Below are 12,997 nucleotides of genomic sequence, written 5' to 3'. Positions count from 1 at the left end.
CTCCTCCTCTTCCGGCTCTCCTATGAATATCGCCCCATACAGAAAGCTTAAATCCTCCTCAAATGGGTGCCTTATTTCTTTTTCGGACATGATAGTTCTCAAGCTTTTTGAACATTATCTCACCTCAAATTTCCTGAAAAATCAAAAATCGAGAAATTTAGAGTTCTTTGTGCTCTGTCCTCCTTATTATCTCCTCTTGTAGCCCTTTGGGCAGGTTTACGAAGTAGTCACTATAACCTGCCACTCTAACCATTAAATCCTGAAAGTCTTGAGGTCTTCTTTGGGCTTCCCTAAGGAGTTCCGCGCTTATAACGTTGAACTGCACATGGTGGCCGCCAAGCCTAAAGAACGTCCTTATCAGCTGCGCCAGTTTTTTGATGTTCTCCTCACTGTCAAAGAGGTCGGGTGTCAGCTTTTGGTTTAGCAATGCTCCTCCCGTCTTATCCCAGTCACACTTTGCAACGCTCCTGAACACTGCAGCTATACCCCTCCTGTCCATCCCCTGGACCGGTGACACTCCCTCTGAAACCGGAAAGCCTGCTTCCCTTCCATCGGGCGTTGCTCCGGTAACTTTTCCAAAGTAAACGTGAACCGTTGTTGGGAGGAAGTAGGCTCTTCTTGAGGCCTTCCTAACTGGAGAAGGAGGATAACTCTCGATGAGCTTGACCACTTCGTCAACGACTCTCTTGGCTATCTCGTCGACGTAGTCATCGTCATTTCCAAATTTTGGAGTCTTCTCGGGATTGCGGAGTATTTCCCTCATAAGTTCATAACCCTTCCAGTTGTTCTTTAATGCCTCAAGAAGCTCTTCCATCGTGAACGTCTTCTTGTCAAAGATGTGGTACTTTATTGCGGCTAGGCTATCTGCTATAGTTCCTAGCCCAACTACCTGAATGTATTGAGTGTTGTATCTAGCTCCCCCGCAGTTGTAGTCCTTAGCGTTCTTTACGCAATCCTCTATCCAGAGAGACATGAATGGCACCGGCAGATACTTTGCGTATAGGGTCTCAATTATGTCGTTGCCCTTCATTTTTATGTCCATGAAGTGTTTCACCTGCTTCATAAAGGCCTCCCAGAGCTCTTCAAAGCTCTTGAAGTTTCTTGGATCGCCGGTCTCAAGGCCAATCTTCTTGCCCGTTCTTGGATCAACACCGTTGTTGAGGGTTATCTCGAGGATTTTTGGCAGGTTGAAGTAGCCAGTGAGTATGTAGGCTTCCTTTCCAAAGGCACCGCTCTCTACACAGCCACTAACTCCCGAAGTTCTCGCATCCTCAAGGCTCTTACCTTGCCTGAGCATCTTTACTATGACTCCATCAAAGTTGAAGAACGGCGGCTCGCCGAATCCCGGCCCTACGACCTTTAGGGCTTCAATGAGAAAGCGGTCAGGATTTTTCTCGCTCACCAGCACGGCGGTGTTTGGCTGCAAAGTCCTCATCTCGCCGAGGACTTCGAGGATCAAATAGGAGAGCTCATTAACTCCATCGGAGCCGTCCTCCTTTAGTCCACCAACGTTGAGCTTTGAGAAGTCGTTGTATGTGAAGCTCTCCTCCGCAGTCACCCCAACCTTTGGAACTGCTGGCTGGTTGTTAAACTTGAGCCAGAAGCACTGGAGAAGCTCTTTTGCTTTTTCTCTCGTGAGCTTGCTTTCTTCAATGTCCTTCTTATAGAAGGGGTAGAGATGCTGATCTATTCTTCCTGGGTTAAAGGAATCCCATGGGTTCGTCTCATAGGTAACTCCCACGTGTATGAACCAGTAGTGCTGCAAGGCCTCCCAGAAGGTTCTTGGTGGATGTGCAGGCACCCACTTACATATCTCAGCCATCTGCTTTAGTTCTTCCTTTCTCTTGGGGTCAGTCTCTTCTTCTGCCATTTTCTCCAGCTTTTCAGCGTATCTCTGGGCGTAGATTAAGATCGCATCTGCAGCGATGTCCATGGCTTTGAGCTCTTCCATCTTCTCGTAATAATCCGGATCGCTAGGGTCGAGTTCTTCCATTTTCTTTCTGATCTCTTCCTTAATGTCCAAAACGCCTATCTTGAATATTCTCTCTCCACCTGCAGTGTGTCCTGGAGCTCTTTGTTCCATAAACTCGGTCCAAATGCCTGCCTCATAACAGTCAATCCACTCCTGCGGTAGATTTTCAAAGATTATATCCCTCATTGCTTGCCCTTTCCAGAAGGGGATTATCTCTTTTTCATAGAGTTCTTTAGTTTCTTCATCAACTTTGTAGGGCATGTTTTGTCTTGAGTTTAAAATTTCAAGATCCTGCATGCTGTGTACGCAGATTTCCGGATAAGTGGGAACTTCCTTAACTCCAGTGCCTCTAAGCCCTACAATAAGTTGTCCATCCTCAACAGGCAAGCTACAGTGTTCAAGGAGATATTTAAAAGCAAGGGCTCTCTGAACTGGGATTGATTTTCCCTTTGCCAGATCACTCTTATAGAATTCGGTTATAAGTTTGGCCCTTTCAGAGGAAATTTTGACCGCAGTATTTACACTTTCTTCTCTAAGCTTTGCAACCCTCTCATTTATGGGTCTTATAGAACTTCTGCGCCTTTCTAACTCTTTTTCTATTTTCTCCTTAACATCAACACAGCACTATCGGAAGCAAACTTTATATAGATCAACGTAATACTTAATTATGTTATGTTGTCTACTTTGGGTATTTTATTTTAAGACCTGAGCTCTCTCGGGGGGTATCAATGGTTGAACTCAAAAGTCGTAGTTTGGAGAAATTTGCTACAACTTTTGGTCTATTAATGACAGCAGTAGGTTGGAGTGTTGGCTCAGGGAACTACTGGCGTTTTTCATGGAGGGCAGCAAACTACGGTGGTGGGTCATTTCTCTTCACATACCTGGTCTGGCTAATAGTATTTGCCTTTGCAGCAGCTGTTGCAGAGTATGCTATTGGTAAATATGGTGAAGGTGGTGTTTTAATTGGTCCCTACAACTTCGCAAAGAGACATAAGAAATTAGCAAGTTTTGGTGGCGTGTGGATGGCATGGTCGACAGCACTTATCTATGCCTACTATGGAGTTGTAGTGGGATGGATATTCATTTACATGCTACTTTCATGGACGGGATATTTCTGGAGACCGGACTTTGATGCTTTAGCCCTCTGGAACAGTATCTACAATCAGACACCAGCTTTAGTAGCCCTTATCCTTATGTTTGTTATGGGACTGGTAGTTCTCTCAAAGGGAGTTCGCGGAGTTGAAACAGTTGCAAAAGCCATGTTCCCGCTGCTCTATATATTCACCATCATCTTGGGTATCTACGCCCTAACAGTGCCCGGGGCAAGGGAAGGTTTAGAGTTCTACTACACCCCAAGAGTTGAAGCTTTGAAGGATCCAAGCACCTGGATGCAATCCCTCTCACAGGTTATATGGAGTGCCGGTATTGCTTGGGGGTTCTTCATAACCGCTGGCGCCTATATGAGAAAGAGAGATGACGTTACTTTAGCGGCATTTGGGAATATAACTAATGACTCGGCAGTTGGATGGACTGCAGGGCTAGCTATTATCCCAATTATATTTGCCCTTTCGGCAACTCCATTTGAGGATATCAAAGCGGCTGGAACTGGATTGGCGTTTGTATCTCTCCCAAGGCTCCTTTCAACAGCACCAAAATCATGGGGATGGCCATTTGCAGTCCTCTTCTTCACAGCCTTCTGGTTTGCAGCGTTCACAAGCTATATAACCATTTGGGATGTCGGTTCGAAGATTTACAAGGATCTTGGAGTGCCTAAGGCTAAGGCAGCCCTTATTTTCGGTCTAATCTGGACAATAGTTGGTCTTCCAACAACAATGCCAGGTACAAGAGACTGGCTTGACTACTATGACACAGTGTGGGGAATTGCAGGGCTTACTGTTGGTCTAGTGTTCATTGCCCTAATTGTGGCTTACTGGCATAATGCAAGGGAAGTAAGAGAAAAGATAAACTCCGTGGAGCCAAAGCCCTTAATACGCTTGGGTTCATGGTGGGATATAGAGCTGAAGCTACTACCCATCATAGCTGCGGTGTTCTTCTTCTGGTGGATAGGGTACAAAGAGTGGATGCAAGGATGGGGAGCTGGATTGCACGCCTACTACACCTTCCCAGGATTCCTGATGTTGATCATTGGAGGTGCAATAATCTACTGGTCAGTAAACAGAGTGCTTAATTACATGACAGGCGGAGGTGAATGAGATGGGAGTTTGGGTAATCTTCCTTGTCCTGACCTTCGTCTTCCAGATTCTGGGCTTTTACACCTGGTATGCAGCAATAAAAAGAGAAAAAATAATAAGGGCATTGGGGGAGTGAAAGATGGCTCTGCCAACCGTCCCAACTTGGGTGGTTTTTGTCTTAGTTGTTATAGGAACTTTCCTTTGGGCATACAGCATTGAATACTATGCAAAAAAGTATTATCACATATCAGAAGCGTCAGAAGAAAAATGAACAGAAATATAGACAGATACTTTTTCCACTTTTCTGTTTTATCTTTATCTTAGCAGGAAGCCTTTCCAAAGGGGATCATTTTTAGAAATTATGTCCTGAGAGATCTTTGTTATGTATGCGCTTCCCGTTATTTCGGGGATTATTGCCGTATATTCGCCGATTTTCGCCGTGTCAACGATTTTGATCTTGAATTGTGTTCCGAGAATGCTTTCATGAACAAAGGTATCCCCTACCTTAAGAACCCCCTTGGAATAAAGAGTTGCGACCCTTGAAGCACTTCCAGTCCCACAGGGGCTTCTATCAATACTGCCCTCTCCCCAAATCACAACGTTCTTTCCATCAGAACTCTCTCTTTCAGGTTCGTCAGTAAGCATTGCTAAATTTATTCTATTTTGGACACCTTTTCTTGGATGATGGACGTCTATCTGTTCATTTGCCACTTTAATGAGCTTCAATGCTGTGGGAATTAACTCCCTTATGTACTCCCGTCTGACTCTAAGTCCCAAATCTCTGGCATCTGCAATAACGTAGAAGTTGCCACCAAATGCTACATCTACCTTTATCTTCCCTCTTCTTGGATATTCTATCTCAAATTCTCCGACATAAAAGCTTGGCACATCAACAACGGTGACCTCTTTAACTATTCCATTCTCTACCCTAGCTTTAGCCTCTACGAGTCCTGCAGGAGTTTCAAGCTTTACTGTTGTGTATGGCTCTTTTTTCTCTATGATCCCCAGTTCCACCAGCACTGTGGCAACTCCCATGGTTGCATGTCCGCACATATCGAGATAGCCAGAGGTGTCCATATATATAACTCCAAAGTCCGCTATATCTGAAGGAACTAGAACTGCCCCAAATTGATCCGAATGTCCTCTGGGCTCATGGAGCAGGGCAGTCCTAATCCAGTCGTAATGCTCCTTAAAATATTCTCTCTTTTCTATGATGTCCTCTCCTTTTACATTCACTCCAGAAAGGACTATTCTTGTAGGTTCACCCTCTGTGTGGGTATCCACAACATGGAAGACATGATCTGCAAACATATGGAACACCAGTGTATCAAAAGAAGCAAAGAAGTATATAAAAGTTCCTAAAGCTCCACTTTAGTACCAACTCCATGTTCAAGGGCTTTTTCATATGCTAACTTGGCTGTTATTGCGTCTTCTATTGCCAAACCGACGCTCTTGAAAAGAGTTATTTCCTTGTCATTTTCCCTTCCTTCTTTAACTCCCGCAACAATTTCGCCGAGCTCAGCATAGATGTGGCTCTCGTCAATTACTCCCTCTTTCATGGGAATTATTATGTCCCCTGATTCGTTTAGAACGCCTTCTTTTGAATCAACAACCAGCTTAGATTTTCTTACTGTTTCGGAATCGAGTTCCCTAGCATATCTGCCTACCCAACCTATAGAGTTAATATGTGTGCCTTCCCTAATCCATTCTCCCTTAACTACTGGTTCCCTTGCCGTTGTTGCCACTATTAAGATATCGGACTTCTCAACAGCTTCCCTTGCAGATTCAACTGTTTTTATCTCGATTCCAAGCTTTTTAGATATTTCTTCGGCAAATTTTCTGGCATTTTCCGGGTTAATGTCATAGACAAGCACCTTTTCTATGTCTCTAACCTCGCAAACTGCCCAGAGCTGAGTTCTTGCTTGAACTCCTGCGCCAATAATTCCCGCGATTTTTGAATCTTTTCTGGCAAGATACTTTGTGGCAACACCAGTTGCAGCCCCAGTTCTCATGGCAGTTATGTAGGTACCTTCCATCAATGCTAATGGAGCACCCGTTTTTGGATCGTTAAGAAGAATTGAAGCTAAAACACTTGGCAGACCTTTCTTGGGGTTTTCAGGGTATAAAGAAACCACCTTTACAGCTAAGGCTTCAGAATCTTCTAAGTAACTTGGCATGTATAGAATGAATCCGTTTTGCTTCTCAACCTCTATTATGGTTCTTAACGGAACTTTTGCTTTTCCGTTATAAAGCTCTAAGAATGCTCTTTCAACGGATTCTATGACTTCTCTCATTGAGAGCAACTTCTCAAGATCACTTCTGCTGAGGAGCAACATGCCGAACACCATATTGTAATGTTCTTTGTTGTATAAATATTCTCTGCTTTCAACATGAAAATATCGAGGAGGTTATTTATATAACCATAAGTTCAACAATTTTGTGTTTAAACAAAAGGTTTAAATAGTTTACATGTGTAAACTTTCATGATAAAACTTGTTCATGGGTGATAACATGCGTCCGCTGGATCTGTATGAGAAAGACGCTTCTAAGAAAGTCACGATATATTTTGAGGGCAAAGCTCTGGAAGCATATGAAGGAGAAAAACTTCCAGTGGCACTGCTTGCAAATGGTATTTACTGGATAACGACCAGTCTCCAGGGAAGGAAAAGGGGTGCGTTCACTTTTGGCCCGTTGCCGGTCATTGTAAATGGCATCAAAAACATGGATGGAAGAAAAACCCTCGTTAAGGACGGAATGAAGATAGAGAGGCAGAACTACGGTGAGTTTCAAGAAACTGTGGAAATAGACGGAAGTAAGGGAGTTCTTAGGGAGGTTGTTGACGTCGCTATAATAGGCGGAGGAATCGCTGGAATAGGTGCAGCTTTGGAGCTTCAGGATTATCTAACAGTGGCCCTAATCGAAGAGAGGGGATGGCTTGGGGGCTTAATGTCCCTAGAGAGCATCCAGCAAGAAGGGTTTGAGGGAGAACCTAAGAAAGTTATCAAGGAGCTGACTTCCCAATTCAACGAGAACGTTAAAGTCTTTACCGGCACAATAGCTCTTGGGGTTTTTGATGAAGGGGAATACTTCTTAGTTCCTGCAGTTAAGAAAGACCAGCTAATAGAGATCATGGCAAAAAGGGTTGTGCTGGCTACAGGGGCTGTGGAGAACATACTTCTCTTTGAGAACAACGAGTTCCCGGGTGTCTTTAGACTTGACTTCGCCCTTGAGGTCGTCAACAAGTGGGGAGTTGCACCGGGCAAGAGGGTTGCCCTCGTTGGAAGAAAGCCCGAAAGAATAATACCGGAGCTCGAAAAATGGGGCATTGAATACATCGTAGTGCCGAACCCAAAGCGCGTTGAGGGAGAAGAGAAAGTTGAGAGGCTTATAGACACTAACGGCAATGTGTATGAGGTTGACGCTGTTATTGTGAGCGATTACCGCTTGCCTGACATAAACCCAATCACTCAAGCGGGGGGGAAGCTCAGGTTCAAATGGGGCTACTATGTTCCGGTTCTTGATGAACAGAACTGCATAAGGGAGGGAATATATGTAGCTGGAAGTGCAACGGGAATAAAACCTCACTACGCAAACTATCTGGAGGGCAGACTTGTAGGGGCGTACATCCTGAAGGAGTTTGGCCATGATGTCACCCCCGCCGTTTACAGAGAAAAGCTTGAGGAGTATGAGCCCGAATCAATGCCCATGCAGAGGATAGAGTTCAAGGACATGAATCTAGAGGACGTGCAGATATGCGGCTGTGACGTTAATTTAAAGAAAGTTGATGACGTGGTAAAGAAGGGAATAACGGATCTGCAGATTGTGAAGCGCCTCACTCACCTGGCAATGGGCTTCTGCCAGGGAAGGTTTTGCCTGTTCAACGGTGCACTTCTTGTTAGCCAGAGAACTGGAGTTGACATGGCAAAGATAGACCTTCCAGTTGCAAGACCTCCGCTTAAGAATGTTAGAGTGAAATCTCTTGCCAGAAGGGAGTGATATTATGAAGGGTGATATTGTTATTATCGGTGGGGGAATAACAGGCATTGCTTTGGCTCATGAGCTGGCCAGAAGAGGAGAAGACGTAGTGGTTCTCGAAAAGAGGTTCATAGGTTCAGGATCTACCTTTAGGTGTGGAACTGGAATCAGACAGCAGTTTGGTGATGAGGCAAACGTCCAAGTTATGAAACGCTCTGTGGAGCTGTGGAAAAAGTACAGTGAAGAGTATGGGTTCCCATTTAAGCAGACGGGTTATCTTTTCCTGTTATATAGTGAAGAGGAAATAAGCCAATTCAAAGAGAACATCTCAATTCAAAACCGCTTTGGCGTCCCTACGAAACTCATAACCCCCGAAGAAGCAAAAGAGATAGTACCTCTTTTGGATGTAAGTGAAGTCATGGCGGCTTCATGGAATCCAACCGACGGAAAAGCTGACCCGTTCCATGCAACGACAGCTTTTGCCTTACATGCCCAGGAGATGGGAGCGAGAATATACGAATACACCGAAGTCAAAGACCTAATTATAGAAAAAGGCGAAATTAAGGGAGTAAAGACCAACAAAGGGACTATAAAAACGGGAATAGTCGTCAACGCGACCAATGCGTGGGCCAAGCTCATCAATGCAATGGCCAAGGTGCCCATACGTATTCCCATAGAGCCCTACAAACACCAGGCGATAATAACTCAGCCGATAAAGAGGGATACAATAAACCCGATGGTGATTTCTTTCAAGTATGAAGACTCCTACTTAACTCAAACTGACCACGGTGGAATAATTGGAGGAGTGGGCTACGAGGTGGGCCCAACTTACGATTTAAGCCCGTCTTATACATTCCTGCGTGAAGTTACAACCTACCTCTCGAAGATAGTTCCTGCAATTAGAGAGCTGTTGATCTTGAGAACATGGGCGGGTTTCTATGCAAAGACTCCGGACAGCAACCCCGCAATTGGCAGGATAAATGAAATAGATGAATATTACATTGCGGCTGGTTTCAGTGGACACGGCTTCATGATGGCTCCAGCAGTTGCGGAAATGCTCTCGGATTTGATAACAAAAGGAAAGAGCAAGCTTCCGATTGAATGGTATGACCCTTACCGCTTTGAACGTGGAGAGCTTAGACAAAAAGCTTTGCAAATGGGTTGATTTCTCTACTCTATGTTTTTATTTTTGTTTTCTTTAACCAAAGGTGTATAACTTTTTTATGAAAAAATCTTCATAAATTGCTGTACTTTAGTTTACATCGGTGAAACTTTATGCGATTTACTGAACATCCTATTCTGGATTTCGAAAGAGTCCGCGGAAGAGAAGTCACAATTTATTTCGAAGGAAAGCCAATAAAGGCATATGAGGGCGAAACGATTGCAACGGCACTTCATGCTGCAGGCATAAGGATTTTTCAGCATTCCACAAAGAAACACAGGCCGAGAGGACTTTTCTGTGCAATTGGAAAGTGCTCCTCTTGCTTAATGAAGGTAAACGGCATCCCAAACGTAAGAACCTGTATAACACTTGTTGAAGAGGGCATGCAGATAGAGAGGCAGGATGAAAAGCCGGTTTTACCCAAGACGTCCAAGCCGCCTAAATGGAAGGAGCCTCCGAGGATTGAAGCGGATGTTGTCGTCATAGGAGGAGGACCAGCAGGAATGATGGCCGCTATAAACGCAAGCGATGCTGGGGCAAAGGTTGTTCTTTTGGATGAAAATCCAATGCTTGGAGGACAGCTGGTTAAGCAGACTCACAAGTTCTTCGGAAAGAGAGAGCAGTTTGCTGGAGTTAGAGGAATAAAGATAGCTGAAATATTGAGCGAAGAGCTCAAAAAGAGGGATATAGAGGTTTTCTTGGAGACTTCTGCGATAATGCTCCTCCAAGATGGAGACGAGAAGCTCGTGGTTGGAGTTAGAAAGAACAAAGAGCTGGTAGAATTCAAAGGAAAGACCGTTGTTGTCGCAACAGGAGCAATGGAAAGGATGATCCCCTTTGAGAACAACGATTTGCCCGGAGTTTATGGAGCTGGGGCGATTCAAACACTAATGAACACCTATGGGGTAAAACCGGGAGACAGGGTTTTAATAGTGGGGGCTGGCAACGTCGGGCTAATTCTGGCTTACCAGCTGTATCAAGCAGGAGTGAAAGTTGAAGCAATAGTGGAGGCAATGCCGAAGATAGGGGGCTATTTCGTTCATGCAGCTAAGGTTAGAAGGCTCGGTATTCCTATACTGACTAGACACACAATTTTACGGGCAGAGGGCAAAGAAAAAGTTGAAAGAGCAGTTGTTGCCCAGCTCGATGAGAACTGGAACGTTGTTCCGGGAAGTGAAAAAGTTTTCGAAGTTGACGTGATAGCTTTGGCCGTTGGATTGAGACCAAGTATAGAGCTTCTCCACCAAATTGGGTGCCAGATAAAGTACGTCCCGGAGCTTGGAGGGCATGTTGTAATCAGAGACTCAAGGATGGAGACGACAATAAAGGGAATTTTTGTTGCAGGTGATTCTGCAGAAATTGAGGAGGCTACCACAGCTATGCTTGAGGGGAAGATAGCCGGGATAAGTGCCGCTTTAGCTGCTGGAGTGGCTTCTCCAGGATGGCTTAAGGAAGTAGAAAAAACCCAGAGGGAGCTTGAAGAATTCAGGAGCGGGCCCTTCGGAAGAAAGGTTCTTGAAGGGCTTAAGAAGGTGGTGGTAGAATGAACGAGATTCCCCACTACTTAAGGGAAGGTTACCTGACTGTTGAAGAGCTGAAGAAGTATATTGGTCTGCCAAGCGAAGAAAGGCTGAGACAAAGACCGGTGGCTGTTCCAGAGTGCCCTCAGGAAATCCCGTGTACGCCGTGTAAGGAGGTATGCCCCACCAATGCTGTTCTTATGGAGCATCCAAATGCTGTCCCCCTTGTGGACTATGAAAAGTGCATTGGCTGTTCTCTCTGCGTGCAGATTTGTCCCGGACTGGCATTCTTCATGGTGCACTACATCGGAGATAAAGCTAGAGTGACAATGCCCCACGAAGTTCTTCCGGTTCCAGAGGTTGGTGAAGAGGTAATTCTGCTCAATAGGGTTGGTGAAGAGGTTGGAACGGGCAAAGTGGTCACGGTAATTCCAAGGGAAAAGAGCAAGGGTGATACGCCGATAATAACCGTGGAGATGCCAGTTGAATTAGCATGGGAGGTTAGAGCCGTTAAGGTGGTGAGAGAATGAGTGAAAGAGGCGAGAAGATAATATGCAGATGCAACGAGGTAACCGTTGAGGAAATTGAGGCACTTATTGAGCAGGGAATTACGGATATAGAGATGATAAAGCGCCTTTTGAGGATTGGTATGGGGCCTTGTCAGGGAAGAACATGCATTCCAATGGTGATAAGCATAATAGCAAGGAAAACCGGAAAGAGCCCGGACGAGATAAAACTTCCCGCAACGAGGATTCCGGTTAGACCAGTCCCAATAGGAGTTCTGGTAGGTGAGATGGATGAAGAGTAAAGCGGATGTAGTTGTCATAGGCGGAGGAAGTACGGGGACTTCTATAGCATACCATCTGGCAAAGCTCGGTGCAGATGTTGTTCTCGTTGAGAAGGGCTATCTTGGAAATGGCTCAACTTTTAGGTGCGCCACTGGAATCAGACAGCAATTTACCGATGAAGCAAACATAAAGCTCATGAAGTATAACATTGAAAGATGGAAAAAGCTCAGCGAAGAGCTTGGATACGATATAAACTTCAAGCAGACCGGCTATCTTTTCCTCGCAACAACTGAGGAGGAAGTTGAAGCGTTTAAGCAAAACATCAAGCTCCACAACAAGTTTGGTGCTCCAACAAGGCTTATAACACCGGAAGAAGCTAAGGAGATAGTACCTCTTTTGAATGCGGATGAGTTCTTAGCTGGTCAGTGGAACCCAACGGATGGGAAGGCAAATCCCTTCAAGACAGTCTTTGCCTTTGCAAGGAAAGCCAAAGAGCTCGGGGCGGAGATCTGTGAGTATACGGAAGTAACTGACATTATAGTGGAAAACAACGAAGTCAAAGGGGTGAAAACAAACAGGGGGACCATAAAAACTGACGTTGTTGTTAACGCTGCAAACGCTTGGGCACCGATAATAAACGAGATGGCTGGGTTGGATAGGGAGTTTATCCCAATAAAGCCTTATAAGCACCAGCTTGTCAAAACCGAGCCTATTAAGGAGGGACAGATAGAGCCCCTTGTTTGTCCGCCGGCATGGAACGATTCCTACGTAATTCAGGACGGAGAAGATGGGGGAATCCTTTGCGGAACGGGCTTAGAATACGGGCCAACTTACGACATGACGCCCACTTATGATTTCTTGAGGGAAGTGCTCAAATGGGCAACGAGAATAATCCCGGCACTGAAATACGTCCACGTACTAAGGCAGTGGGCTGGTTTCTATGCAAAGACTCCAGACAGCAACCCCGCAATTGGGAAGATCAACTACATAGATGGGTTTTATATTGCGGCTGGTTTCAGCGGACACGGCTTCATGATGGCTCCGGGAGTTGGAGAAGCAATAGCAGAGCTGATTGTCAAAGGAAAAACTCATGTACCGCTTGACTGGGAATGGTATGACCCACACCGCTTTGAGAGGGGAGAGCTCAGAAGCACAGCTTTCCAGATAGGGTGACCTTTTCTTCTTTTCTCTGCCTATTCTGATACTGTCAGGATAACTGGGGTATCACCTCCTGAAGCCATTCAGTCACATCACCCGGAGGCCTATCAAACCTAGAATGAATTCTGACAAAATTATACCAGAAGGCAAACAGAAAAACAAACCTATGAACTCTCCTCCAGTCTTTACCCCTGAAATTATTCCAGAAACGCTTCGTCCTCTCCTTCAAC

General features: G+C 45.1%; 11 protein-coding genes and 1 pseudogene. 8 read left to right on the top strand and 4 right to left on the bottom strand.

All coding sequences use genetic code 11. From position 1 onward, the window contains the following. Nucleotides 1-157 precede the first annotated feature (157 nt). Nucleotides 158-2,572, bottom strand: a complete 2,415-nt coding sequence (gene hypD, locus THEPK_RS08350; RefSeq protein WP_042700958.1) for a trans-4-hydroxy-L-proline dehydratase — start codon at nt 2,570-2,572, stop codon at nt 158-160. Between the two features lie 128 nt (nt 2,573-2,700). Here hypD and THEPK_RS08345 point away from each other — a divergent pair, with 128 nt between their 5' ends. Both THEPK_RS08345 and THEPK_RS13685 read left to right on the top strand, forming a co-directional pair. Beyond that, a complete protein-coding gene (locus THEPK_RS08345) occupies nt 2,701-4,185 on the top strand; it encodes a sodium-dependent transporter (protein WP_042700955.1) in 1,485 nt (494 codons plus the stop codon). Nucleotides 4,186-4,303: 118 nt separating this feature from the next. Next, nucleotides 4,304-4,435 carry a hypothetical protein gene (locus tag THEPK_RS13685; RefSeq protein WP_255346967.1) on the top strand — a complete coding sequence of 44 codons (132 nt, stop codon included), beginning with the start codon at nt 4,304-4,306 and terminating at the stop codon, nt 4,433-4,435. Between the two features lie 44 nt (nt 4,436-4,479). Here the strand turns inward: THEPK_RS13685 and THEPK_RS08340 are convergent, their stop codons facing one another. After that, nucleotides 4,480-5,475 (bottom strand): proline racemase family protein, encoded by a 996-nt coding sequence (locus THEPK_RS08340; protein WP_042700952.1) that lies wholly within the window; start codon nt 5,473-5,475, stop codon nt 4,480-4,482. Nucleotides 5,476-5,522: 47 nt separating this feature from the next. Next, nucleotides 5,523-6,500: an ornithine cyclodeaminase family protein gene (locus tag THEPK_RS08335; protein ID WP_042700949.1), complete on the bottom strand. Its 978-nt coding sequence runs from the start codon at nt 6,498-6,500 to the stop codon at nt 5,523-5,525. 175 nt (nt 6,501-6,675) lie between these two features. Here THEPK_RS08335 and THEPK_RS08330 point away from each other — a divergent pair, with 175 nt between their 5' ends. The 6 genes from THEPK_RS08330 to THEPK_RS08305 all read left to right on the top strand — a co-directional run bounded on the left by THEPK_RS08330 (nt 6,676) and on the right by THEPK_RS08305 (nt 12,782). Further along, complete coding sequence (locus tag THEPK_RS08330; RefSeq protein ID WP_042700946.1) at nt 6,676-8,160, top strand: FAD-dependent oxidoreductase; 1,485 nt, start codon at nt 6,676-6,678, stop codon at nt 8,158-8,160. Between the two features lie 4 nt (nt 8,161-8,164). Then, nucleotides 8,165-9,304, top strand: coding sequence for an NAD(P)/FAD-dependent oxidoreductase (locus THEPK_RS08325; RefSeq protein ID WP_042700941.1), 1,140 nt, complete (start codon nt 8,165-8,167; stop codon nt 9,302-9,304). A 110-nt stretch (nt 9,305-9,414) separates the two neighbouring features. Beyond that, on the top strand, nt 9,415-10,848 hold the full coding sequence (locus THEPK_RS08320; protein ID WP_042700939.1) for an FAD-dependent oxidoreductase: 1,434 nt from the start codon (nt 9,415-9,417) through the stop codon (nt 10,846-10,848). Next, nucleotides 10,845-11,351: a 4Fe-4S binding protein gene (locus THEPK_RS08315; RefSeq protein ID WP_042700937.1), complete on the top strand. Its 507-nt coding sequence runs from the start codon at nt 10,845-10,847 to the stop codon at nt 11,349-11,351. Before THEPK_RS08320 ends, THEPK_RS08315 begins: the two co-directional genes overlap by 4 nt. After that, nucleotides 11,348-11,629, top strand: a complete 282-nt coding sequence (locus THEPK_RS08310; RefSeq protein ID WP_042700934.1) for a (2Fe-2S)-binding protein — start codon at nt 11,348-11,350, stop codon at nt 11,627-11,629. The genes THEPK_RS08315 and THEPK_RS08310 overlap by 4 nt, the downstream gene beginning before the upstream one ends. Then, nucleotides 11,619-12,782 (top strand): NAD(P)/FAD-dependent oxidoreductase, encoded by a 1,164-nt coding sequence (locus THEPK_RS08305; protein WP_042700931.1) that lies wholly within the window; start codon nt 11,619-11,621, stop codon nt 12,780-12,782. The genes THEPK_RS08310 and THEPK_RS08305 overlap by 11 nt, the downstream gene beginning before the upstream one ends. 34 nt (nt 12,783-12,816) lie before the next feature. On the opposite strand, the pseudogene THEPK_RS13120 reads toward THEPK_RS08305, so the two are convergent. Then, nucleotides 12,817-12,997, bottom strand: a pseudogene (locus tag THEPK_RS13120) (IS6 family transposase); the annotation flags it as partial.

The sequence above is a fragment of the Thermococcus sp. PK genome, from assembly GCF_000430485.1.
GTDB classification, from domain to species: Archaea; Methanobacteriota_B; Thermococci; order Thermococcales; family Thermococcaceae; genus Thermococcus_A; species Thermococcus_A bergensis.
The sequence above is the reverse complement of the archived record's forward strand: the minus strand, read 5'-3'. Positions and strand labels throughout refer to the sequence as shown.